17 protein-coding genes are annotated in these 23,830 nt (G+C 68.1%); 5 read left to right on the top strand and 12 right to left on the bottom strand.

Features of this window, described 5'->3' with window-relative positions; genetic code table 11:
• Window positions 1-236 precede the first annotated feature (236 nt).
• From ACGFZ2_RS10040 to ACGFZ2_RS10020, 5 genes are all read right to left on the bottom strand, one after another.
• On the bottom strand, window positions 237-779 hold the full coding sequence (locus ACGFZ2_RS10040) for a hypothetical protein (RefSeq protein WP_393451941.1): 543 nt from the start codon (window positions 777-779) through the stop codon (window positions 237-239).
• Window positions 776-7,651, bottom strand: a complete 6,876-nt coding sequence (locus ACGFZ2_RS10035; protein WP_393451938.1) for a polymorphic toxin-type HINT domain-containing protein — start codon at window positions 7,649-7,651, stop codon at window positions 776-778. Before ACGFZ2_RS10035 ends, ACGFZ2_RS10040 begins: the two co-directional genes overlap by 4 nt.
• A 92-nt stretch (window positions 7,652-7,743) precedes the next feature.
• Window positions 7,744-11,349 carry a LamG domain-containing protein gene (locus tag ACGFZ2_RS10030; RefSeq protein WP_393451935.1) on the bottom strand — a complete coding sequence of 1,202 codons (3,606 nt, stop codon included), beginning with the start codon at window positions 11,347-11,349 and terminating at the stop codon, window positions 7,744-7,746.
• A 178-nt stretch (window positions 11,350-11,527) separates the two neighbouring features.
• A complete protein-coding gene (locus ACGFZ2_RS10025; RefSeq protein WP_357454027.1) occupies window positions 11,528-11,770 on the bottom strand; it encodes a DUF5522 domain-containing protein in 243 nt (80 codons plus the stop codon).
• Between the two features lie 20 nt (window positions 11,771-11,790).
• Window positions 11,791-12,780 (bottom strand): asparaginase, encoded by a 990-nt coding sequence (locus ACGFZ2_RS10020; protein WP_393451932.1) that lies wholly within the window; start codon window positions 12,778-12,780, stop codon window positions 11,791-11,793.
• Window positions 12,781-13,288: 508 nt separating this feature from the next.
• Between ACGFZ2_RS10020 and ACGFZ2_RS10015 the strand changes: the two genes are divergently transcribed.
• The gene (locus ACGFZ2_RS10015) at window positions 13,289-13,603 is read left to right on the top strand and encodes a TraR/DksA C4-type zinc finger protein (protein ID WP_350710945.1); all 315 of its coding nucleotides are present in this window, start codon (window positions 13,289-13,291) and stop codon (window positions 13,601-13,603) included.
• A 104-nt stretch (window positions 13,604-13,707) separates the two neighbouring features.
• On the opposite strand, the gene ACGFZ2_RS10010 is transcribed toward ACGFZ2_RS10015, so the two are convergent.
• The 5 genes from ACGFZ2_RS10010 to ACGFZ2_RS09990 all read right to left on the bottom strand — a co-directional run bounded on the left by ACGFZ2_RS10010 (window position 13,708) and on the right by ACGFZ2_RS09990 (window position 16,933).
• Window positions 13,708-14,643 carry a DUF2332 domain-containing protein gene (locus ACGFZ2_RS10010; protein ID WP_393451929.1) on the bottom strand — a complete coding sequence of 312 codons (936 nt, stop codon included), beginning with the start codon at window positions 14,641-14,643 and terminating at the stop codon, window positions 13,708-13,710.
• A gap of 17 nt (window positions 14,644-14,660) precedes the next feature.
• Window positions 14,661-16,241, bottom strand: a complete 1,581-nt coding sequence (locus ACGFZ2_RS10005; protein WP_393451927.1) for a serine/threonine-protein kinase — start codon at window positions 16,239-16,241, stop codon at window positions 14,661-14,663.
• Between the two features lie 118 nt (window positions 16,242-16,359).
• Window positions 16,360-16,551 (bottom strand): hypothetical protein, encoded by a 192-nt coding sequence (locus tag ACGFZ2_RS10000; RefSeq protein ID WP_393451924.1) that lies wholly within the window; start codon window positions 16,549-16,551, stop codon window positions 16,360-16,362.
• Complete coding sequence (locus tag ACGFZ2_RS09995) at window positions 16,539-16,757, bottom strand: hypothetical protein (RefSeq protein WP_393451921.1); 219 nt, start codon at window positions 16,755-16,757, stop codon at window positions 16,539-16,541. Before ACGFZ2_RS09995 ends, ACGFZ2_RS10000 begins: the two co-directional genes overlap by 13 nt.
• The gene (locus ACGFZ2_RS09990; RefSeq protein WP_393451918.1) at window positions 16,754-16,933 is read right to left on the bottom strand and encodes a hypothetical protein; all 180 of its coding nucleotides are present in this window, start codon (window positions 16,931-16,933) and stop codon (window positions 16,754-16,756) included. Before ACGFZ2_RS09990 ends, ACGFZ2_RS09995 begins: the two co-directional genes overlap by 4 nt.
• 330 nt (window positions 16,934-17,263) lie before the next feature.
• Here ACGFZ2_RS09990 and ACGFZ2_RS09985 point away from each other — a divergent pair, with 330 nt between their 5' ends.
• From ACGFZ2_RS09985 to ACGFZ2_RS09970, 4 genes are all read left to right on the top strand, one after another.
• Window positions 17,264-18,106, top strand: coding sequence for a helix-turn-helix domain-containing protein (locus tag ACGFZ2_RS09985; RefSeq protein ID WP_393451915.1), 843 nt, complete (start codon window positions 17,264-17,266; stop codon window positions 18,104-18,106).
• A 9-nt stretch (window positions 18,107-18,115) separates the two neighbouring features.
• Entirely contained in the window at window positions 18,116-18,292 is a 177-nt protein-coding gene (locus ACGFZ2_RS09980) for a DUF397 domain-containing protein (RefSeq protein WP_393451912.1), read from the top strand.
• A 24-nt stretch (window positions 18,293-18,316) separates the two neighbouring features.
• On the top strand, window positions 18,317-18,508 hold the full coding sequence (locus tag ACGFZ2_RS09975; RefSeq protein WP_393451909.1) for a DUF397 domain-containing protein: 192 nt from the start codon (window positions 18,317-18,319) through the stop codon (window positions 18,506-18,508).
• 121 nt (window positions 18,509-18,629) lie between these two features.
• Window positions 18,630-18,839, top strand: coding sequence for a helix-turn-helix transcriptional regulator (locus ACGFZ2_RS09970; RefSeq protein WP_393451906.1), 210 nt, complete (start codon window positions 18,630-18,632; stop codon window positions 18,837-18,839).
• Between the two features lie 176 nt (window positions 18,840-19,015).
• Here the strand turns inward: ACGFZ2_RS09970 and ACGFZ2_RS09965 are convergent, their stop codons facing one another.
• Together ACGFZ2_RS09965 and ACGFZ2_RS09960 are read right to left on the bottom strand one after the other, a co-directional pair.
• A complete protein-coding gene (locus tag ACGFZ2_RS09965; RefSeq protein ID WP_393451903.1) occupies window positions 19,016-20,674 on the bottom strand; it encodes a hypothetical protein in 1,659 nt (552 codons plus the stop codon).
• Between the two features lie 250 nt (window positions 20,675-20,924).
• Window positions 20,925-23,798 (bottom strand): vitamin B12-dependent ribonucleotide reductase, encoded by a 2,874-nt coding sequence (locus tag ACGFZ2_RS09960; protein WP_393265421.1) that lies wholly within the window; start codon window positions 23,796-23,798, stop codon window positions 20,925-20,927.
• Window positions 23,799-23,830: the final 32 nt, after the last annotated feature.

Raw genomic sequence — 23,830 nt, 5'->3', positions numbered from 1 at the left:
CCTTAAACCACCCGGCTAACCTCATGTGCGCCGAGCGCACTCGCCGCCACGGCCGATGGCGGGTTTTGATGCCGGGCGGCAGGCACTGTTCGTCCTAGCTCCTCCTCGTTCTCGAAACAGACTAGACGTGAGATCGCCACTTACGTCGGCTACGACAAGCGCGGCCCTGCCAGCATAGGCAGCGGAGGCAGAAGCATCCGTGACGGCAGCCGGACTGAGCCGGTCGCATCCCGGAGTCACGCCCGACGGCGAAATTGAGTTAGCGGGTCAGGCACGGCAAGATCAGCCATATCAACAATAGCAACCGCTTCCTTCTGATACCGCTCCAGATCTTCAAACCAGGTCGGATACTCGCCGCGACGACTAAAAAATCTGACAGTGGCTCCCTGGAGCAAGAAGTCCTCGTCTCCCTCATCCACCGATATGCTCACGACCGCTAGCAGGCTATCAGCCTCAGGAAGAGCGGTGGCATCTCTCAGCATGCGAGCAGCAAAAGAGATGCCCCTCACGGCCGCCCTATTCAGATAGGTTCCCTTGTTCGCCGCAAGGTCGGACAGAGAAACGTAGACATCGTTCACCTCATACTCGTAGGATCCCACTTCCGAGGCGTCTATGCTGGTGCGCCATCCGGGCCCCCACAAAGACTTGAGCAAGATGGCGCCACAAGGGCCGAGCACCCAGCCGGCCCTCGCGACTTCATCCAATTCAGGCGACAGGTTGCGGCCTGGGTCCACAGCCCCCCGCTCAAGAACAGCGAACATGGGTGAATTCATCTTCACGGCGGCGTAATCCCCAGATATTGATAGGCTCTGTTAATCGCACTTTGCGGCACCTGTTTTGCGATTCTTGGCGCCAGCACTTCTCCGCTCGCCGAGATCCACTTCCCGGTGTCCTGGTGATAGTAGTACTTACCTGAGGCACCTCGCCCCATAGGCTGTAGATGAATATTTGCACCCGGCCGTCCCGGATTTTGGTTTTCGACATCGATCCGGAAGCGGCCACTCTTGTCCAAGTGTACGGTCTTGCTGTTAATTACCGGGGCGCCAGGGCTGCTGGTGAGACGGGCAGCTACCGGACACGAGTTGTGAACGAGAAGCGATGTATTACCTGCGAGCACGTAATACGTGTGGATGTCGCGGACCGTGAAGTTATACGCGGCGCCCCTGCTGATCGGTGTGTCGCTCAAGCTGCCGACGGCCACCAAGTCACCAGAGGCTGTCCGCAACGCGTCGCCTCGGTCTAGGGCGTCCGTCCGCTCCCACCTGCGGTCTGTAGCGTTCCAGAACGGGTGGTCCTCCGTGGTAATCAGCACAGCACCGGCGACGGTCAACGCATAGAGGTCGTCCTCGTGCACCCAGACGTGAGTTACCTCGCGATCACCGCGTTCGCCGGTTTCCGGATCCGTCGCGACGACGAAGTCTCCGACCCTGATCTCGCTGATCGGCTTCGTGCTGCCGTCGGCCATGAGGACTGCGGTTTCGCCACCAAAACTACAAGCGGCGTCAGCGCCTTTTAGTAGCGCCTTACCAATCGGCCCGGCCGCCTTCAACTTTCCGACCGGCACGAAGCCAACGACAGTCCAGGCGCATCCCGAGATCTGACCCTTCCAACAATTCTGAGCGTCGGTGATGCCGAGCAGATCCTTCAGACCCTGCGCTGAAGCCTTGGCCTTCGCTTTCTCCAGTTCGGCGCAGATTTCCGGATTGTTGTAGCAGAACACCCAGTCCTCGACAACCTCGCGCTGGAATATGTCCAGGTTGGTGATGTGGGTGTAGTACCGGAACTGAGCGCCGTTCTCGATGGTCATCTTGCCGGGTGCCGGCATGGGGCGCCCATCGTCCTCGTGCTTGCCGGTCCAACCGCCGGTACCGCCGGGACTTTCCGGTTCTTCCTTGTCGCAGGCGACGGGCCAGCACGGGTTGTCTTCCTTCGCGTCCTGGTTGGCGCCCTCGTTGCCGGGGACGTAGCCGGAGCAGTCGAACTTGGCGCAGTCGTCAGGGATAAGGCCCGTCGGGTCGCTGCTGGTGACCGGCGTGTTGTTGGCGTAGGCGTAGCCGTTCCACTGCTCTGGATCGGCAAGATCCATGAGTGGGTCGACCGCGACGAACTTGCCAATGGCCGGGTCGTAGGGCCGCGCCCCGATGTTGGTCAGGCCGGTCGTGTCAGGGCCGCCGTCGATCGTGCCACCCACGAACCCGAGCTGGTTCGGCCAGGTGGCGGGCGCCGAACCACGCACGCCGCCGTACGGAGTTTGGCGGCGTGCAGTAATCGCCTGGTTACCCGAGGCGAGGCTGATTGCCTGGGTGCCTTGGTGGTCGGTGACCAGCCAGGTGATGCCGGTGCCGGGCTCACGCATGCCGTACAGCTGACCGAGGTGGCTGTAGTAGCGCGTCGCCGACTTGGTGGCGGTGCTGGTGGTGTAGCGGATCTCCAGACCCGGAAGGTAGAGGGTCTTCCCGGTCGGGTCGCGCGCAATGAGGCGAGCACCGTCGGCGTCGTACAGGTAGGTGTGGCTCTTTCCGCCGTCGGTGAGGGCGACTAGCTTGCTCTCGCTGTCCCAGTTCAGGGCCTGGCTGCCGGTCCCGCTGGGGCAGGTGTTGTTGACGGCGGTCGCGCTCGGCCGGCAGATCATGTTGCCGGCCGGGTCGAAGCGGTAGTTGCGGGTCCCCGCGCCGGCCCCGGTCGTAACGACCTCCTGCGCCCCGTGGGGCTGGGCAGTGCCGACGGCCGGGTACTTGAAGGTGGACACGGTGTTGGTGGTGCCGTGTTTGGTCTCCGTCACCCGGTTACCGGTCGATTTGCCGATCGGGTCGAAGGTCCAGGAGTGCCAGTACGGGGCGGGCCCGCCGAGCCCGGTCACCGCTGGCGCGACCTTGCAGTCGCCAGAGGACGGCGTCCACGCTTCCGTCAGCCTCCGCGCGTAGTCGTAGCCGAAGCACTGGACATCGGCGGTGCCACCCACCGGGATATCGGCGATCCGGGTGATGTTCCCTGACTCGTCGTAGTCGTACTTCACGTCGGCCACCGGCTGGGGCGCCATCTGCCGGCTAGTGACGGCCTTCGACAGCCGGCCCGTACTGTCCTCGTATGCCCAGGAGCGGTCGAGGTAGTTCTGGGCGATCTGCTGGTAGCGGACGAAGCCCAACTCGGCGAACGCGTTGTAGTCGGTGTTGGCGACGTACTGGCCCGCGTTGGGCCAGTTCGTCTTGACCTGCTCGGCGAGGCCGGTCACCCCGTCGTAGGTGAAGGTGAGCTGCTCGCCACCGAGACTTCCCGCGTTCGGGTAGGTGGCTGTGCCGACGCTGACCCCGTCCGCCTTGTACGAGCGGGTGAAGGTGTACGTGCCGGTCAGCCCGGTCTCGGAGGCGGGGATGACGTAGTCCTCGCCCAACGACTTGTAGAGGGCCGTGTAGCCCCTGATCCGCATCTTGTACTCGTTGACGCCCCGGTCCGTCCAGCGGCTGCTCGACGCCAACTGACCCTTCGCTCCCGTGGGGTCGTACGCCCAGGTGGCCCGTTTGTTCTCAGGGGCGATAGATGTGTCATATACCGCGTCCTTACGGCCCAGGCTGTCGTAGTGGTAGACCAGCTTGTTGCCGCGCGCGTCGATCGTGTACTCAAGGTCGCCGTAGTCGTTGTACTTCGACTCGGTCCGGCCGCGGTCGGGGTCCACAGACACGTCCTGCCGGCCGCGGATGTCGTACTCGTAGGTCCACTTGTTGCCTGCGGGATCCGTGACGCCGGTGAGCTGGTTCTTGCGGTTGTAGGTGTAGGTGCTGGCGTCGTACGGCCCGGTGACCGACCCACCCGAATGCTGGCGCACCTCGACCGTGTTGCCGGCCGCGTTGGTGATCGTGCTCGTCGGCGTCCCGCCCTTCGGCGGGGTGGCGTAGACCCGGTCACCGCCGTAGGCGGTGGTGGTGCGCCACATCTCCTGCCCGCTGGTGGTCAGGATGCTGGCCGTGACCCGACCAGCCCGGTCGTAGTGGTTCACGGTCTGGCTGTTCGCCTCCCACGCCGCGATCGACTTCAAGTTAGTGCCGGCGGTCAGGTTTGGGTCGTGATGACGGCCGTTGGTGTACGCCACGCGCCCGGCTGCGTCGTAGACGATCTCGCTGAACACCGTGCCGCCACCAGAGGCGGCGGGAGTCTGGGTCTGTCGCGGGCGGAGCAGGCCGTCGGAGAGCGCGTGGCTGGTGATGTAGCTGCCCTCGGCGTTCAGTACACGGGTCGTGACGGCGTTGGCACCCCCGCTGTTGCGGATGGTGTAGGTGTATTCGTACGAGGGGGTGGCTGGGTTGGCCGGGTCGATGCCGATCGGCCGGTTCGGCAACCAGACCTTCCGCAGCCGGCCGAGCCCGTCGTACTGCAGGTCAGTCACCTTGCTGTTGGCGTCGACGGACCGCTTCGCCAGGCCCCAACCCGGAATCATCTCCTGGCTCGTGGTCCAGCCCAGGTGGTTGGTGGTCTCCACCTTCGTGACGGGTCCACCGACCGCCGGGGTGTACGTCGTGGTGATCTTGTTGCCGCGGACGTCGTAGGCGTCCTTCACCCGGCCGTCGGCGTCGTAGGTCGAGGTACCCGTGGTCAGCCAGACAGTGCCACCGTCAGGTGACCAGTCCTTCAGCGTCTCAACCTTTGTGGGGTCACCCTTCGTGGGCGCCGTGCCGTACGCCTGGTTGTCGTAGGACGTGCGGACGTCGTTGACGATGTCGTCCTCACTGGTGGGGGCGGTGCCGCAGGGCAGGGCGAAGGTCTCGACCCGCACCGAGGTGGCGACGATGTTCTTGTTGGTGTTCCGCGCGTAGGTCGTACGCATGCACTGTTCGTCGCCGTCGTGGGCGACGTCGCCAAGGTCGCTGGCGGTGACCTCCATGCCGTACTCGTCGAAGCCGTTGGTCTTCTTCGTCACCCGCCACCCACGGTCCGCGTCCAGCTTGACAGCGTTCCAGCTGGTCTGCACTTCTGTGTAGCGGGCGTAGGTGGTGGTTTGGCCCATGTCCCGGGTCGCGGTGGCCGCCGACTGCCACGCCTGGCTGGCCCCCCGCGACACGACATCGCTCTCGACACCGTTGTAGGTGATCTGCTCCCGGACCTGGCCGGCGAACGCGTCCTCGTCGTTGGCCTGGGGCGCGTCGGCGGCATCCGAGACGTCGCCGTCGCCGTTCAGGTCGAGCGCGGGGAGCGTCACGTTGCGTGTCCCGCCGCTCGGTGCCGCCCGGTCGCCGTGCATGCCCCGGTAGTAGCGGGTCTCGGCCAGGGTCTCCTGACCGTCGGTGCCCTTGCGGACCTGGACCCGCCCGTAACCTCGGTAGTCGGACCAGGTACGGAACTTGTCCTTGGTCATGCCGTCGTCCGTCGCGTGTCGCCAGGCCGCACCGCCGAGGTAGTCGTACTTGGTGACGACATCGGTACCGCCGACGGTTCCGTCCGACTCGTGGATCTCCTCGACCACATATTTGTGGAAGTAGTCGGTCTTGATCAGCTTCGTGAACGGATCCTCTCTGAGCACCGGATAGCAACGCAGGGTGTTGCTCTGCGGTGAGGACGGCATCGGCCCGTTGGTGTCGCACTCCGGGTCGGAGTAGACGACAGTGATCTTGCCGCCGGCCTCGGTCCAGATGTCGTTCATCCGCAGCCAGTGCATCGGCGGCTTGCCGTCGTCGGTCTTGTCGACCCGGTTAGGCCTCTGCACGAAGTCGAAATTGATCTCCGGCAGCGTCACCGTCTCCCCGATGTACCCGGTGTGTTGGATCGACTCCAGCCACATGCCGTCGCGGGAACTGTCACCGTTTGGAGGGAAGGTGTGCCTGAGGTCCCAGCTCTCGACGTCACCCGAGACGCCGGCGACCTTCGTGGTGATCTTCGACAGGCGGCGGGTGCTCCAGAAGGTCGGTGAGTACTTCCCAGGGCACTCCGTGCCGGTGCACTGCTGGTCCCACGGCGTGTCCGGCCAGTGGGTCAGGCCGTGGTCGGTGCAGTCCGACAGGCACCGGTCGACCGTGGTGAAGAAGACCTGCGCCGTCGGGGTGACGGAGCGGTCGGTGGCGCCCCGGTCCCACGTGCCGTAGTCGATGCGGGTGACGTTCGAGGCCCGGACGTAGGAAACCTCGTCGCTGTCCGTGGCGTTCGCGGCGTACTTGTTGGTCTCACGGTTGTACCAGAGCGACATGGTGCCACCGTGGGTGTCCACGACGTAGTCGAGGTTCCACCGCCACGCCTGCTCGCAGTGGGCGGCGGCGAAGCTGGTGTTCCAGCAGGGCTCGTCCTTGTGGTTGCCGTAGACCCGGACGGTGTTGGTGGAGGCGGTGTCCGCCGTCTGGCCGGGCAGGTCGTCGAGCCCGAACCAGTACTCGGTGCCGTCGGCGGTGGTCACCTTCCAGTGCTCACCGTTGTTGTCGCCGTTCGAGGCACCGGTCAGCTTCTCGATCTTCGAGGCGTCGTCGCTCTTGGGCCGCCACACTCCTGTGGCGGTGTCCTTGACCAGCTCGGTCGACCGCCCGTTGAGCGAGAGCACGGCGTTGTCAGTGCCCCAGCACTGGTCGCCGACCTGATCGTTGTTGGTGGCGCCGTTGGCGGTGTCGTCGAAGCAGGGCACGTACCGCCGCTCGATGAAGCCGGGGCTGTAGTCGAAGCCCTCCCCGATCCACGACGGCTGGTTGTTCGAGGCGTCGCTGCGACCGTCGACTGCGCTCGACGAGTAGGCCAGGTTCACATTCGGCGTCGGACCCGCCGCAGGTGGGACCCGCACGGGATAGGACCAGGAGAAGTCGCCGCTCGATCCGCCCGCGGTCCAGCTCGACGACGCCTGCAACGGCGTGGCGCCGTAGTCGCCGGCCGACCCGGAGGAAGCCGCGGTCACGGCCACCAGCGTCGTGGCGCCAGCGGATCGAGCCGAGGTGTCAGCAGCACCGCTCACCGGCAGCTCCACCTCGGCGGAAACCCGGTGGTTCTCGGCATCGTTACGGGAGGGCAGCGGACGGGCACCGCACCCGGCCTTACCCGGCGTGGTCAACGCGCACTCGGGCAGCGCAACCATGCGCAGCCGGGTCGACCAGTCCGCTCCGAACGCCGCGGCGAATCCGGAGTAGTCCAGCCCGACGCTCATCCGGCCGGCGCTCGCCACCCCGTCGGCGCGGGAGACCCGCAGCACGACGCCGTCACGCCAACCTACCGGCACCTTGGCGCGGTCGAGCACCTCGACCCGCGCCCGGCCCACAGCGGTGGAGGCGGTGGTCCGTGCGCCCGCGGCATCCGTCACCGAAGGGCCGACGTAGACCGGCAGAGCGCCGGCCTGGGTTGTCGCCGACGGTGTGGCCTTACGCTCGGCGGCGGGCGCGACGGCCACCTCTGCCGCGCCCACCGCCGGCCAGGTGATTTTCTCGACTGGTCGCCGGTTCGCGCCCTGCGACAGGTCGGCGGGACGGGGCTTCGGCTTGACCGGCTTCGCGGAGACCGGCTTCGGTTGCGTCACGCCGAGGCTGGTCGGCGGCGCGGCGGTCGCTCGACGCGGCTGAGCGGTCAGCGACGACGCCAACATGACGAGCGCCAGGCCACCGGCCAGGCCCATCCGCAGCCGGCTCTCCGGACGCCAGAAAGAGAACCGGGGATCACGTCGCGTCGGGGTGGTCGGCAACGGACGAGCAAACATGGACAACCTCCGCCGTGAGGGCTGGGCAGAAAGGTGCGTGAGGGGCGCCAAGGGGTCCGGTACCGCTGGTCGGCGCCGGACCCGCCTAAGCCTCAGGAGTTCTCGTGGAGCGCGGCGACCTCGCGGTCCGACATGGCTCCCGCGAAGATCTTGATCTGGTCCAGGTCGCCCGCGAGGTGGCCCCAAGTCGTATGGCCCGCACCGACGTACAGTGGCTCGGAGGAGGTGCCACCGTCAGCGCCAGTCGCAACCTGCTGCTGCCGAACGCCGTTGATATACAGGCGAACTTCTCCGGCGCTCGCGTCAAAGACGCCCGTAAGATGCGTCCATTCACCAAGCTTCGTCAATTCCAGTGAGTCCGCCCATGCCGCAGACCAGAGTGCTCCACCCGAGGCGTCCGGCGTCAGCACCGCGAAAACCCATCTGTTACTCGGAGCAGCATAGAGCTCGATGGACGCCTCTTTGAGCGCGTTCCTGCCTTGTCGCAAGACGACCTGCTCCTTGCCGTTGAAGGAGTCCAGGCGCACCCAGGCCGACACGGTCAGGGACTGACCGGTGTTGACGACAGGACCGCTCGTGGCGGCATAACCCGTTCCGGTGTTCGCGGTGCCGTATCCGTCGGGCTGGGCGTGGTTGAGCCAGAGGGCGTCGTTGTCGTCGTGGGCTTCGCCCGTGAAGCCGACGTTCTGTCCATCGGAATACGGATCGGTGCAGCCGTAGAGATCGAGTGACTGGCCCCAGTATCCGGAGCTAACGGCAGGCATGCACATCGACGACAGAGCGCCGTTGAAGTCCCAGTTCGCCACCTCGATCGGCGCCAGAATCCCCGGCAGGGCCTCCGTGCCCGTTTCGGCGCTCGCGTCCGTGCCGTTCAGATCGTCAACGGTGAGCACGCGGTTCCACAGACGGACGTCGGTGAGCTCGCCCCGCCATTGGACGTTCATGTAGGGGTTGCCGCCAGGCACCGTGTGTTGGGCAGCACCGACAACCAGCGCGCCCGAACCGGCCCAGCCGGCGGTCGTCCGCACGGCGGATCCAGCGAGCTTTCCGTCGACGTAGAGATTCGTCTGCCCCGTGGCGGCGTCGAACGATCCCGCAAGGTGAGTCCATTTGCCGATGTCGCGGGTGGTCACAGAGGTGGCGGATACGACGAACAGCCACCGTGGCTGTAGGTCTGTGTCGGCTTCAGGCAGAGTGAAGGACCACTTCGGCTCCCCGTTGTACATGCGGTAGCCGAGGTAGAACGCACTGAGCTTGTCGCCTGCCTTGCTTACCGCCGTCAATGTCGTGGCAGACAGGTCGAGGTCCCCGTCACTAGGGTCGGCGTCTGCCATCCGAACCCATGCCGAGACGCTGAACGATCTGCTCGTGTCGAGGAGCGGGGCATTCGTGGAGAGGTAGGAATTCCCGTTGAATGCCGGGGTAGATTCGTTGTGGATCCGACTATCCGGTGCCCAACCGACGCTGCCTGCCGGCGTCAGCTGCACCTGGTTCATCACATCGTTGAAGTTGTGCCCATCGATTGTGTCGAGAGGCCAGTGCGCAACTGGTGCCGACGGGCTACCCACCAGGAACTCGTACGGGTAAATGTCGCTGCGCTTGCCGGCCTTGTCGATGCTGTAGACCTCCAGCACGTTGAAACCGAACCGGGGCGGCGTCAGGGTCACCGTGTACGCCGCTCCTGCGGCCACCGTCACCGTGGTCAGGGCGGCAGTCTGCCCCCTCCAGCCGTAGACGTACTTCACGACATCCTGGGAACCTGCCGTGAAGGTGAAGGACCCGGCAACTCCCGGCCCGCCGTGCGCCGTGCCGTCCTTCGGATAGGCCGTCGACGTCACCGTGGGCGGCAGCGGCTTGGAGACATCGACCGTGAAGCCGCACCAGCCCGTCCAGTCCGAGTACAGCCCGGCCTTGTCCTTGGTCCGCACCCGCCACTCGTAGGTCACGCCCTCCGCGCCGGCACCGAGGCTGATGATGCCCGATTCGCCATAGCTGTTGCCCGGCTTGGTCTGCCCGGTCTTCGCGGTGGCGGTCGTGGTGTCCTTGACCCGGTACTCGAAGTAGCCGACCAGGCTGTCCGCAGCGCCGTCCGCGTCGCCGTAGAAGGCCTTGAGGACCGGCGAGGCGGTGCCGATCGTCGCGCCGCACACCTGACCGGACGTGGTGAGGCTGCTCGGCATGCTGGGCTTCGAGTTGTAGGTGACCTCAAGCCACGCCTTGTCGGTGTAGAACTTCTTCCACCGGCTCTCGAAGTCCTCGCCGTCGCCCGACGGGTTGCAGGAACAGAGACCCACGGTGTAAACCGACCATCCGTTGGTGGCGGCGAGCTGAAGGTCCTTGATCACGTTGGTGTTGGAGAACTCCGCGTCGTCGTCCGGCTGGATCGATCCGCAGCCGCCAGCCTCGTTGGCGTTGCCCTCCCACGAGTCCAGATAGGTGGCCGGCAGCGGCCGGGTGGTCCACGCCATCCTGCCTCCGCTCGAAACCGTGATGCCGCCCGTCCGGTACGCATAGACCCAGGTCGGGTCGCAGGAGTACGAGTGGTCGAGCGTGACTCGTACCGTCCCGCCGAGGATCTGCTTGCCCTTGAGACCGGAGACGTTGAAGTCGTAGTACGAGCGGTAGCGCTCCCCGTTGCCGCCCTCCGGATAGGGCTGACGTCCTACCCGGGCGACAGTGGTGTCGTTGTTCTCCCCGTTGCTGGTTGAGTACGCCCACTTCGTCCGCTGCTTCTCGAACTGCGGGTCGATGTAGATCGGATACGTCAGGGCAGGATCCGCCATCAGCTTGGTGTCGGGGGTGACGGTGAGCTGCGTACCCGACGCGGCGACGTCGACCTTGGCACTGCGGGAGGTAACCGCCGGTTCCGTGGCGGTCGCCCGCTCACCGGACGGAGTCGCCAGGCTGCGTGCCCGCGCCGCCGCCACGCTAGGCCGCACCTCACCCGCCCGGGCGGGGTCGTCGGAGGAGTCCCACATCCGTGCCGGTGCCGAGGTCGCGACGGTCACGCCGGCGGCGGTCACCAACCGCATGGTGCCCTTGCCGTCCTGGGCGATCTTCATGTCGCCCCCGGTGCGGTAGCGCAGCGCCCGAATCGCCGGCTGCGCGGCGGCCTCGGGCGTGAGCACCTCGACGACGTGGGTGTAGCCCTCCGCGGTCGCCGTCACATGCAGATTGACGTCCTTCAGCACGGAGGCATACGTGGCCGTGGGGCCGTGCACCTGCGGCTTCGGCAGTGGTCCGAGCGGCCATTCGAGGGTGAAGGTGGAACCAGCCTCACGCCAGGTCACGAGGGGCCCGGTGCCGCCGGTGGAAAACGACACGTCGGCCACGGTCGCGGCGGGCACCAACTTGTCGCCTCGCTGACGCAGGCCAGCGTCGATCGACGCCCAGGACCCGTCCGCGCGACGTACGCGCTGCGGCGCGACCGCCGCGATCATCTTGCGGACGCCGTCCGGACTGACGGTGACGTGCGAGTACTCAGTGCGCTCGCTGAGCGCCTCGACCGGCCGGCCGCAGGCCGCCGCCAGCTTGGCGGCCGCCACCTCGTCGGGCGCCTCGAGCCTCATGCATTCCTGCTGCTCAGCGACGCCGGGCGCGGCGACGGCGGGCGAAGCCACGACCACCACGAGCCCGGCGCCCGCCACGCCGACGCTGACGGATGTCAGCCAGCTGAGGGCACGATGCTTCCACGACACGACCACGAGGTCCCCCGAATCACCCGCACGATAGCGAGCGAACTCTAGAGATCCTTTACCCCCTACGTAAAGCCTCGACTACAAACTGTTTCCACCAAAGGCGCTTATGCGGACAAACGGCGGCGTCAAGTAGCCGTCCGTAGTCCTCGATCAGCCAGTCGTCATCAGCCGTTCGACGTCAGTCGTCGACGTACGGGCAGTGCCGACAGCCGCGACCGCAGCAGGTGCCGCGTCGGGCCAGGAACCCCGCGCTCAGCACGAACAGGCCGGTCGCCGGGTCGAGGTAGCCGGCCTCACCGGCAGCCAGGGCGGCGGCGTGTGCGGCCAGGATCCGCTCCCGGTCCGGATGCTCCGGCGGCAGCCGGGACGGGTGTGGCTCGGTCAGCGGCCGGTCCGCCAGCGGTCGTCGCTCTCCGGTCACCGGCGCAGTCTAGAGAGCGGTCAGCCGTGCCGGGCCAGGGCGGCGGCGATCTCCTCGCGGCCCGCGCCGGCCGCGAGCAGCAGCCGCAGCAGCACCTTCGCCTTGTACGGGTCGAGCAGCCCACCGTCCAGCAGGCCCCGGCGGCGCAGGTCCGTCTCGGAGCCGACCGCGCCGTAGGTGTGCCGCAGCACCGAGCCGGCACCGGTGCGGGAGGTGAGCACCACCGGGATCCGCTCGGCCAGCGCGCCGAGCACCGGGGCCAGGACGGCCGGGACATGCCCGACTCCGAAGGCGGCGACGACGAGCCCGTGGTGGGTGTCGGCGACCCGGTCGAGCAGGCCGCCGTCGTCGTCGAGCGTCACGGTGTGCAGCGCGACCCGGGTGGCGTCGAGCCGCGCCGGGTCGACCGGCGGCAGCGGCTCCCGCCGGGACGGGCGGGCCAGCACGCGTACGCGTCCCTCGACCACGTGCCCGACCGGGCCGGCGTTCGGCGAGGCGAACGTGCCGGTGCTGGTGCTGTGCGTCTTGCGTACCCAGCGGGCGGCGTGGATCTCGTCGGCGAACGCGACCAGCGCGCCCAGGTCGCGGGCGGCGGGGGCGGCCGCCACGCGGGCCGCCGCGAGCAGGTTCGCCGGGCCGTCCGGGCCGGCCAGGGTCGGGTTGCGCATCGCGCCGGTGAGGACCAGCGGCGCGGCGTGCGGCCAGACCAGGTCGGCCAGGAACGCCGACTCCTCCAGCGTGTCCGTGCCCTGGGTGACCACCACACCGGTCGCCCCGTCGGTCACCGCCCGCGAGGCGGCGTCGACCACGTCGAGCAGTTGTCGGTACGTCAGGTGCGCGCTCGGCACCGCGTGGGTGTCGCGGACCTCCAGCGGCAGGCCCAACTCGTCGAGGCCCGGCACGGCGGCGGTGAGGTCAGCGCCGGTCAGCCGGGTGACCACCCCGGCCCGGCCGGGGTCCACCCCGCCCATCGCGATCGTGCCGCCGAGGGTGAACAGGGCGATGGACACGCCGGGCCTCCCGTCCGCCGCCCTGGAAGGCGGCCCGCAAGAACGTACCCTCCGGGTCGGATAACCGGTGGCGCCGGTCTGCGGGCGGCCCCGCCGGCGCTGGTGGTTCCGACGGCGACGGGGTCGTCCTGCTCCGCCACCAGCGCGTCCACGACTGACGAGCGCCCCGGTCGGGTGAGGCCGGTTTCCGGGCGGACGGAAGCACGTTGGTTTTCCGTTCCGCCCGGCCTATGGTGGCTCCATGTGTTCGTTCGGTCAGCAGAGGAGCACCGCCGTCGTGACGGCGGCGTCCGCTGCTGCCCGTCGGCGTGCCCTGTCGGTGACCGTCGAGACCCGGGTGGTGCGATCCGCGGCCGCGCCGTCGCCTGCCGGCTCGGTGGCCTCCGGACTGCCGAGCCCCGTCCCCGCCGGACGTAGCCCTCCGTGAACCGCTTGCAACTGTGCGAACGGCCACCAGGGCGAAGCTTCTCAAGCTTCGGCCCTTTTCTTTTTTCAGAGGAGCTACGCCATGACCACGCACACCCAGCCGGACCAGCAGTGGCTCGATGAGCTGCGGGCGACACTGACGACCGACTTCGAGGCGCAGACCGTCCGGCTCACGCAGCTGACGGCCGACACCGGCGACCCGGGCGAGGCGCACACCCAGAGCGCGATGATCGCCGCGACCCGGCAGAGCCTGGACCAGATCACCGGGGCGCTGCGGCGCATCGCCGACGGCCGCTACGGCATCTGCGAGAAGTGCGAGGCGCCGATCCCCCGGGAACGCCTGGAGGTGCTGCCGCACGCCCGCTTCTGCGTGCCCTGCCAGCAGAAGCAGTACTGAGTGAACCGGGTCGAGGGCTGCCTCGTACGGCGGAGGCAGCCCGCGACCCGAGCGGACGCGATCTGGCCGTCACGCCGCGACCGCGCCCGGTGTCGGACGCCGGGTCAGCCCCACCAGGTCATCGCCTGGCCGTGCGTGCGGGTCCAGGCGAGGGGCACGCCGTCGAGGGACAGCACGTTGTGCAGCGCCTCGCCCGGTGGCTCCGGCAGCGCGTCGTGGGGCAGCACGCCCGGCGTCTCGTTCGCGATCCAGTGGCCGGGCAGTCCGCGTACCAGCTCGGTGAACGCTGCCCGGCGCGGAGCCGGCACCTGATAGAGCACGGAGGTGTGGAACACCACCAGCGTCGCGCCGGGCGGCGCCTGCGCGGCCAGTGCCGGCAGGTCGTCCACCAGGTCGCCGCGCGCGAGCAGCGGCGGGTCGGTCGCGGCGACGGCCGCGGCGGCCCGCAGCCGGGCGCGGCGGTGCGAGTGCTCCGGCCAGATGAGCGCGTCGAGCCAGGCGACGTCCGCCGGGTCGGTGACCCGCAGCGGGTTCAGGTCCAGCCCGGCCCGCCACACCACCTCGGGTAGCTGGTCCGGTGGCGCGGTGCCGGTGAGCGCGCAGTCGAGGACCGGCTCGCCCGTGCCGAGCAGGTGGTCGCCGTAGCGGTAGGCGTACCGGTCGGGGTAGAGACAGAGGCCGGCGGACGCGCCGACCTCCAGCAGCGCCAGCGGCTGCGGCAGCGCGGCGAGCACCGGCAGCAGGACGGCGCACCGCCCGGGCTCGTTCGTCTGGACGGCCCGGACGCGCAGTTCGGCCTCGATCGCCGGCCAGTTCGCCACCGTGAAGTCGTGGAACGCGGCCGCGTCGTCGACGGGCCCGCCGAGCAGCCGTACGACACCGAACAGCAGGTTCGGCTGCCGCTTGGCCGGCGGGAGCGTTTCGACCAGCGCGAGCAGTTCGTCGTCACGCGAGACCGCGAGGGAAAGGCGCTCGTACGTCGGCGACACGCCGCGCGCCTCACGGGTGCCGAACTCGGCGTAGCTCTCGGCAATCGTCATGTCTTGATGATCGCCAACTAGGTCACCGGCTCCCGCTTGACCCACTGGTCCAGGGCCCGCGTGAATTCGATCACTGCAGCCTTGGCGGAGGGCGGCATCGACGTCCGGGACGCTTGGCGGTACTTCAGGCACACCGCGAGGTTGTTGACGCGAAAGTAGACACGCACGTCACGGTCGTGCCAGCCGTGCTCGTCGAGGTCCCCCTCTTCGGAGATGTACGCCTCCTCGCCGATGCCGGGAAGCCGCTCGCCCTCGGTAGGACAGCCACCCAGGTTGGCGGGGAGCAGGGGGGCCTCCACGTCGAGCTGGGTGAGTTCCCCGTCGTCGGGATCTTGGCCGGGCTCCCATTTACAGCTGTTCGTGGCCTGGTGTGCGGACCAGAGCTTGGCCCTGGGAATCAACGGCGCAATGACCTCGGGGTGGTCGGCCAGGTACAGGCACACGCTCGGTGCGGTCGTGAACCGTCTGACCGACGGCGATGCGGACGGGGCTGCGGGCGTGGTGGCCGACGGGCTGCCAGCCTGTTGGTCCCCGGCCCGGCCGGTCTCCCGATTCGGCGCCCCGTCCGGCGCGAGCGCGTAGCCGGTCGCCAGTGCGCCGGCCGCCAGGGCCGTGGCGAAGATGATCGCGGCAATGCGCGTGGGCGCGACACGTCGTGCACGCGGGCCGCTCCCCTCGGACAGCAGCGGCTCGGTCAGCTTCTTGGTCGCCCCTGCGGCCTGCTCCTTGGCTGGCATGGTGACGCGAACCGTCGGGTGGTCGCCGGCCGTGACGCCGACGGCGACCTCCCGCAGACGCTCCGCGGCCACATCGGCAGACAGCCGTTCGCCCGGGCGACGCGCCATCAGGCCGAGCAGCGTCGGACTCAGCAGACCAGCACGTTCAGCCGGCCCGGGGTCGCGGCTCAACACGGCAGCGACCAGTTCTGCCGGATCGTCCGAGTCGTACGCGGGCCGACCTTCGACGGCGAAGTACAGCGTCGCACCGAGCGACCACAGATCGGATGCCGGCTCGGCACCCTGCCCGGTCAGCCGCTCGGGCGCCACGTAGCCCAGCGTGCCCATGACCGAGCCAGTCCCGGTGAGGCCCCGGGTGGCGCCGATGACCGCGGCGATCCCGAAGTCCGTGAGTACGGCGCGCCCGTCCCGCCCCAACAGGACGTTCTGCGGCTTGACGTCGCGATGCAGGATGCCGGCAGCGTGAGCTACCCGCAGTGCCGCAAGCAGTCCCGCGCCGATCTCCGCGGTCCGCCGCGGACTCAGCGGTCCGTCCTCGCGCACCACCGAGTAGAGAGACGACCCCTCGACCACGCCCATCACGATCCACGGGTGGCCATCCTCGATCAGAACATCGTGAATGGTCACGATGCCGGGGTGGTCCAACCGCCCGGCCGCCCGCGCCTCGGTTATCGCGCGCTCTCGGAGCACCTCATGTTCGGATTCGCTCAGGCCCTCGGGCAGTCGTAGCTCCTTCACTGCCACGTCGCGGTCCAGCAGGGTGTCCACAGCTCGCCAGACCACCCCCATGCCCCCGCTGCCGATCGGCTTGGCCTGCAAGACATACCGGCCCCCGGCCAGGGTCCGCCGCTCCTCCGCCATGTTCGGAAGGATAGCCAGCGTCAGCCGGCGAGGAAGCCATCGAGGAGTGTTGCTCCCGCAGCCCAACTCGACACCTACCTGCTGCCCGGTGCGGTCGGAGATGCCCGGCGGCGACGCCTCACGTTGTCCGCTTCTGGTGACGCGGCTCCCTGCGCCGCGAGATCTCCGCCAGGTGCTGGCGCTGATGCTGCCGCACCATCTCGTCCCAGACCTCCTGGTCGTAGTCCGGGTCGGGCGGGATCCACTTGTGGGAGCCGTCGCTGTAGTGGAAGCGCTCGTCGCCGCGCCGGATCACGCTTACCGCACCCACCCGAGGAAGCGCCGGTGCAGCAGCCCGGCGGGCACCCAGGTCAGGTCCTCGGCCGCCCAGACCAGGTAGGACCCCATGTAGAGGGCCAGCGACACCGGCGCGCCCTCGAACTCGGCGTGCAGTTCCCTGCGTCGGGTCTGGCACGGCCAGGGCGCGTCGCAGCCGCCGCAGCTCCGCACCGGACGGACCGGGCCGTGGGTGGTCACCGCAGGCCGTCCAGGAAGCGCCAGGCGGCGACGCGAGCACGCCAGCGGGACGCCCATTCCGCCTGATGGCAGGGGTACGGCGCCAGCCGCGCCCACCACCAACGGCAACCGGCACACGGGCCGTCGACGCCGGGCAGACGCACCGACAGGACCCGCCCGACCTGATCCTCCGTCACTGCTGCTCCTCCCCCGGCCAGTGACCTCGACGTATCGGCGTGCGGTGGCGAGCCCGGCAGGGCAAATCCGACCCACACCGGCAGACCCGACGCCACCGCCGCCAGGACCAGACCGGCCGGTGCCGACGGGCCAGAGTGAGCGCCACCGCCAGCAGGTAGTCGTCGTACGACACACGCCTTGGCATCCGAACTCCTGGCAATCGTCACGTCACGCTGCGCGTGCGCCGCCGATTTTGCGCGCGCATTTTTGGGTGGTCAAGCACAGCGAGCCAGAAAGCATGCGCGTGTTGGGCGCGCTGAGACAGAGACATCGACGGCAGAATGACCGCCATGGAGAGTCCGACCTTCGTTCGTTTCCAGCTCGGCGCACAGCTCCGCCGGGTTCGCGAGGACGCCACTGTGACCGCCGAGCAGGCTGCCGAGGTCATCGAGGTGTCGGCCAGCACGTTGCGGCGCATCGAGGCGGGCCGGGTCGGGATCAAGGGGCCGGCGCTCAACGCCCTGCTGGATCGCTACGGTGTCACCGACGCCGAACTGCGCGACACGCTTCTGTCGATGGCCAAGAGCGGCAAGCAGCGGGGCTGGTGGGCCAAGTACGGCGACCTGCCGTCGTCGTACCGTCAGTACATCGGCCTGGAGTCCGCCGCCGAGGAGGTACACAACTTCGAGACGCTGGTCGTGCCGGGGTTGCTCCAGACGGCGGATTATGCGCGGGCGTTGACCAGCGCGGACGCCATCGAGCGCTCACCCGAGGCGGTCGAGCGCCGAGTCGCCGTCCGCATGAAGCGCCAGGAGCTAATCGCGTCAGGGAAGTTGCGCCTCCTGGCCGTGCTCGATGAGGCGGTGCTGCGCCGGCAGATCGGCGGCGCAGCAGTCATGGCCGACCAGCTCACTGCCCTGCTCGACGCCGCCAAACGGTGGAACGTCACGGTCCAGGTGATCCCGTTTCGGGAGGGTGCCCATGCCTCCATGGTGTCGAGCTTCCACATCCTGAACTTCGCGGACGGCCCCCGCGTGGTCTACATCGAGGGCATCACCGGCGACCTCTACGCGGAAGGTGAGGACGTGCGCCGCTGTACCGTGGTCTTCAACAGCTTGCGCGCCGCAGCCTTGTCACCCAGCGACTCGACCGCGATGATCGAGGAGATCCGCAGCGCGAGGCGCAAGGAGTAGGAGGCGCACGTGGACTCGCAGTGGCGCAAGAGCACCCGGAGCGGCGGCGACGGCGCCTGCGTCGAGACCCGGTACGTCGATGGTGTGGCCCAGGTCCGAGACAGCAAGAGCCAGCAAGGGCCGGTGCTCTCCTTCCCCCGCGACCGGTGGACGGTGTTCGTCAACTCGTTGAAGCGCCAAGGCTGATTACACGTTCTTCAAGGAGCGGTGATGGAGACCTCGGATCGCCCGGTCTGGCGCAAGTCGAGCTACAGCGACAACAACGGCGGCGCATGCGTCGAGGTCGCCGCCAGCGGCGCTGGGATATTGGTCCGGGACAGCAAGGATCCGAACGGCCCTACGCTCGACTTTTCACTTGACGCGTGGACCCTCTTCGTCTGCGAGTTCCGGACTCACCGATAGGACTTTGTCCTGCTGTTCGGATCGCTGATCCGTCCACGCGAGCGTGGTCAGCGCCGCAGCGGTCGCACTGCTGATAAGGCCGTGGATGACAGACGCAGACGAACCGGCATACCTTCACGCGGTGAAGCGACCACGCTTGTACGGGCCTGGCGAGTTGGCCGCCCTGTTCGGCGTGTCACGGCAGCGGGTTCTGCAGATCACCCGCAGGCCCGGCTTTCCTGAGCCTGTCGCCCGCCTGATCGGGACAACCATCTGGGACGCGGACGAGGTGGACGAGTGGGCTCGCCACAATCGCCCACCCCGCCCCATCGACGGCGACGAGGACCGCTGACGAGAACGTGCTGCCCGCGTCTCCGTCGCATCAGCGGCACTGGATCGGTCTGGGACAGCAAGGGCCGCTCTGCATTCCCCCGTCGTGGGACGGAATGGACCGAGCCGCGGGCGTCGGAACGCCCGGGGCTCATCGTCGTCGTACGAACTGGTGCAGTGCAGTATCTGGAAGGTCGACTATTCCTGGCCGTTGGCCAGGTCCGGTGTGGCAGCGAGGGAGCAGACGAGTACACGACCGTCCAGGGTGCCGATCGCGAGGCGGTCTGGACTCAGCCGGACGAGTGAGAGCGGAACGACGCGGTGGCCGTTGACCCGTAGCTCCTGCCGTGCGTGCACCGCACCATCCTCGGCGCGCAGGAGCACCAGTTCCCCCGAATTGAACGTGACGTAGACGAAGTCGTCGTCGGCGTCGAGCGCTGTGGCCTGATGATCGGCCGTGAAAATCCATTGCAGCTCGCCGGTCAGGTAGACACGGCGGACCACGAAGGCGTTCCCCGGCAGCAGGCCGGCACCGTCGTGGACCGCTCCGGTGTGCACGAGCGCCGGTCCGGACCGGTCGTCGAGGTACGCTCCACAGCCGCCGAACAGATGGCCGCCTCGCGACTCGTCCCATTCGAGTGGGAACAGGCGTCGCACCGAGCCCTCGGGCACATCGACGGAGACCACCCACTTGTCTTGCCAGGGCTCGTCTTCTTGGCCTTGGAGAAACAGCAGGTCCGGCGCGTAGCGGATGTCGAAGAAATGGTTGAACAGGTCATACCGGCCGAGTTCGACGGTTGCTGTTTTCACGCCGTCGGGGGGATGAAGAACGACCTCCCCGGTCGCTACCCGAGTGGGGTGCTCGATGCCGCGTAGTGCCCACCAGCCGTCGGTCCTGGACACCATGACAGCGGAAAAGGCAGGTTCGTGGATCGCCCGGACCGCACCGTCGTCCAGGTCGACCTCCGCCACGACACTCGGATCGACTGTCCACCACCCGCCCTCGAACCTGTGCGGTGTCTGCGTCAGCACCAAGGCCGTGCGCCCCTCCGGCAGCACCTTCACCTGGCGTCCCGCACCATCGACCGGGAGTCGCCACAACGACTCCTCAACCGTCGAAGACCAACATTCGAGGCGGACACCTTCGAGAGCAGCGACGATCCGGCCATCGGATAGCGAATCCACCGCCCACACCCCGCGCCGGGCCGCCCAACGCAGTCCGCGTTCCCGGCAGAGCCTCTCGATGGTGGTGACGGCGACCGCCGGGTCGGTCCGCGGTCCATCCGGAACCGGCGCCTCCCCGTACGGCATCCGTAGCATTCCCTCGGTAGCGCGATCCCAGTCGTCACGGCGAATCGAGCACGCGAGGGACGTGGTAGCGAACCGCTTTTCATCCTCGTCGCAAGGAATGGCCAGCACCAGGTCGAGCGTCTGCGGATCGCGCCACGCGATCTGCCGCACCTCGCGTGGATGAGCGAGCAACGACACGGTGGTACCGGTGGTCAGGTCCAGCAGAAGTAGTTCGCCCTCGTAGGCCCATCCGCCGTCGTACGCGCCGGTGCCGATGGCTGCCAGCGGCAGAGTCGGATGGCAGGCGATCACGTTGGTCGGCCAGCGGGTGGTGATGTAGTGCAGGCAGGTCAGGTCGTCGGACTCGTATACCGCCAACGGATACCAGCCCGGGTGCGGCCGTGACCGGCTGGAGACATCGCGGCCGTGCCACTGCGGCCATTCCAGTACCCCACCAATCACGACGAGATCACCGTCAGGCGGGGCGGCGATGGCACGGGGCTGGCCGATCTCGCAGAACGGGCCGGTGCCCAATACCTGGTCCAGTCGGACCTCGAGGGCGCTCACCGGGCGGCGTCGGGTTCGATTCTCTCGATCATGGAGTGATGATGCCCTCCCGGCTTACGATCGGCAAGGCTACGAAGGTGTCGACGGCCAGGTGACGTGACAGCGACCGCCCAACCCCTACAGGATCGGGCGGTCGCTGTCTTCAGCCGTCGGTCGGCGCAGCGATCCTCACGGTTGCAGACCGCCGGCCTTCAGCCGTCGTCCGTCATCGAGCAATTCGGCGTTACAGCAGATGCAATTCGGCGCAATATCAGCTGCAGCCGCTGGTGGAGCCGCAGCCCTCGCAGACGTAGCAGCTACCGGCCGGACGCATCTTCGTACCGCAGGTGAAGCAGAGCGGCGCGTCGGCGGCCTTGCCGATCACGGCCTCCAACAGCTCCGTGCTGGAACCCACGGACGGCGCCGGCTTGGCGGCGGCGACGTCCGCGACCTCCTGCGCCGGCTGGGCAACCGGCCCGGTCTTGGGCTCGGCCGGCGCCTCGACCGGGGCGGAGGCGGCCATCGCGGTGAGGTCCGCACCGTTCGCCTCCGCCTCCGCCTCGGCCCGGAGCTGGGCGGCCCGCTCACTGGCGGTGAAGATGCCCAGCTCCGCGCGGCGCTCGTACGGCAGGAAGTCCAGCGCCAGGCGACGGAAGATGTAGTCCATCACCGAGGCGGCCATCCGCACGTCCGGGTCGTCGGTCATGCCGGCCGGCTCGAAGCGCATGTTGGTGAACTTGCTGACGTACGTCTCCAGCGGGACGCCGTACTGGAGACCGATGGAGATGGCCACCGAGAAGGCGTCCATCACGCCGGCCAGGGTCGAGCCCTGCTTCGACATCTTGAGGAAGACCTCGCCGAGGCCGTCGTCCGGGTAGGACGACGCGGTGAGGTAGCCCTCGGCGCCGCCGACGGAGAAGCTGACCGTCTGGGACGGGCGCTTCTTCGGCAGCCGCTTGCGCACCGGGCGGTACTCGACGACCTTCTCGACGACCTTCTCCACCTCGGCGGGGGCGGCCTCGGTGGCCTTGTTGGACTTGGCCACCGAGAGCGGCTGACCGACCTTGCAGTTGTCGCGGTAGATCGCCAGCGCCTTGAGGCCGAGCTTCCAGCCCTCGAAGTAGATCTTCTCGACGTCCTCGACGGTGGCCGCCTCCGGCATGTTGACCGTCTTGGAGATGGCGCCGGAGACGAACGGCTGGATCGCCGCCATCATCCGCACGTGGCCCATCGGGGCGATGGAGCGCTCGCCCATCGCGCAGTCGAAGACCGGGTAGTGCTCCGGCTTGAGGCCGGGGGCGTCCACCACGTGGCCGTGGTCGGCGATGTGCTCGACGATCGCCTCGACCTGCTCCTCGGGGTAGCCGAGGCTGCGCAGGGCGCGCGGCACGGTCTGGTTGACGATCTGCATGGAGCCGCCGCCGACCAGCTTCTTGAACTTGACCAGCGCCAGGTCCGGCTCCACGCCGGTCGTGTCGCAGTCCATCATGAAGCCGATGGTGCCGGTCGGGGCGAGCACGCTGGCCTGCGAGTTGCGCCAGCCGAACTTGTCACCGATCTTGTTGCCCTGGGTCCACTGCTTCGTCGCCTCGCGGACGATCGCGGTGGCCACGGTGCCCGCCGGCTTGATCTCGTCGTTGGCGGCGGCGTGCTTGCGCATGACCCGCTTGTGCGGCTCGGCGTTGCGGGCGTAGCCGTCGTACGGGCCGACGACACCGGCCAGCTCGGCCGAGCGGCGGTAGGCGGTGCCCGTCATCAGCGAGGTGATCGCCGCGGCGACCGAGCGGCCCTGCTCCGAGTCGTACGGGAGGCCGGAGGCCATCAGCAGGGCGCCGAGGTTGGCGTAGCCGATGCCGAGCTGCCGGTAGGCGCGGGACGTCTCACCGATCTTCTCGGTGGGGAAGTCGGCGAAGCAGATCGAGATGTCCATCGCGGTGATGACGAACTCGACCGACTTGACGAACTTCTCCACCTCGAAGCCGCCGTCGGCGCGGAGGAACTTCATCAGGTTCAGCGAGGCCAGGTTGCACGAGGAGTTGTCCAGGTGCAGATACTCCGAGCACGGGTTCGACGCGGTGATCCGCCCGGTCTCCGGGCAGGTGTGCCAGTCGTTGATGGTGTCGTCGTATTGCAGGCCGGGGTCGGCGCACTCCCAGGCGGCCTGGGAGATGGAGCGGAAAAGGTTCTTGGCGTCGATGGTTTCGATCACCGCGCCGTCGAGCCGGCCGCGCAGGTCGAAGCCGCCGCCGTTCTCCACGGCGGTCATGAACTCGTCGGAGACCCGGACCGAGTTGTTGGCGTTCTGGTACTGCACGCTGACGATGTCGGCGCCGCCCAGGTCCATGTCGAACCCGGCGTCGCGCAGCGCGCGGATCTTGTCCTCCTCGCGCGCCTTGGTGACCACGAACTCCTGGATGTCCGGGTGGTCCACGTCGAGGATGACCATCTTCGCCGCGCGCCGCGTGGCGCCGCCGGACTTGATGGTGCCGGCGGAGGCGTCCGCGCCGCGCATGAAGCTGACCGGGCCGGAGGCGTTGCCGCCGGAGGAGAGCAGCTCGCGGGAGGAGCGGATCCGGGACAGGTTGACCCCGGAGCCGGAGCCGCCCTTGAAGATCAGCCCCTCCTCCTTGTACCAGTCGAGGATGGAGTCCATCGAGTCGTCGACGGCCAGGATGAAGCAGGCGCTGACCTGCTGCGGCGAGGGCGTGCCGACGTTGAACCAGACCGGCGAGTTGAAGCTGAACACCTGGTGCAGCAGCATCCAGGTCAGCTCGTGGGCGAAGACCTCGGCGTCGGCCGGGCTGGCGAAGTAGCCGTACTCCTCACCGGCGGTGCGGTAGGTGGTGACCACCCGGTCGATCAGCTGCTTGAGCGACCACTCCCGCTCCGGGGTGCCCACCGCGCCCCGGAAGTACTTGGTGGTCACGATGTTCGCCGCGTTGACGCTCCACGACTCCGGGAACTCGACCCCGCGCTGCTCGAAGTTGATCGAGCCGTCGCGCCAGTTCGTCATCACGACGTCGCGGCGCTCCCAGGCGACCTCGTCGTAGGGGTGCACCCCCTCGGTGGTCCAGACCCGCTCGATCTTGAGCCCCGCGCCGGCCTTGCTCCGTGCCCTGCTCGTCGTCACACCATCCCCCGACATCTCATCCGCCCCCTCGTCCGCGCGGCCACCTC

It is taken from the genome of Micromonospora sp. NPDC048063 (assembly GCF_043202855.1).
Lineage (GTDB): Bacteria > Actinomycetota > Actinomycetes > Mycobacteriales > Micromonosporaceae > Micromonospora.
The sequence above is the reverse complement of the archived record's forward strand: the minus strand, read 5'-3'. Positions and strand labels throughout refer to the sequence as shown.

What these genes read in the sequence shown, in the direction of transcription:
- ACGFZ2_RS10035 (WP_393451938.1), bottom strand. Translation starts at nt 7,651, where the DNA reads ATGTTTGCTCGTCCGTTGCCGACCACCCCGACGCGACGTGATCCCCGG.
- ACGFZ2_RS10015 (WP_350710945.1), top strand. Translation starts at nt 13,289, where the DNA reads ATGACCACGCACACCCAGCCGGACCAGCAGTGGCTCGATGAGCTGCGG.
- ACGFZ2_RS10010 (WP_393451929.1), bottom strand. Translation starts at nt 14,643, where the DNA reads ATGACGATTGCCGAGAGCTACGCCGAGTTCGGCACCCGTGAGGCGCGC.
- ACGFZ2_RS10005 (WP_393451927.1), bottom strand. Translation starts at nt 16,241, where the DNA reads ATGGCGGAGGAGCGGCGGACCCTGGCCGGGGGCCGGTATGTCTTGCAG.
- ACGFZ2_RS09985 (WP_393451915.1), top strand. Translation starts at nt 17,264, where the DNA reads ATGGAGAGTCCGACCTTCGTTCGTTTCCAGCTCGGCGCACAGCTCCGC.
- ACGFZ2_RS09975 (WP_393451909.1), top strand. Translation starts at nt 18,317, where the DNA reads ATGGAGACCTCGGATCGCCCGGTCTGGCGCAAGTCGAGCTACAGCGAC.
- ACGFZ2_RS09960 (WP_393265421.1), bottom strand. Translation starts at nt 23,798, where the DNA reads ATGTCGGGGGATGGTGTGACGACGAGCAGGGCACGGAGCAAGGCCGGC.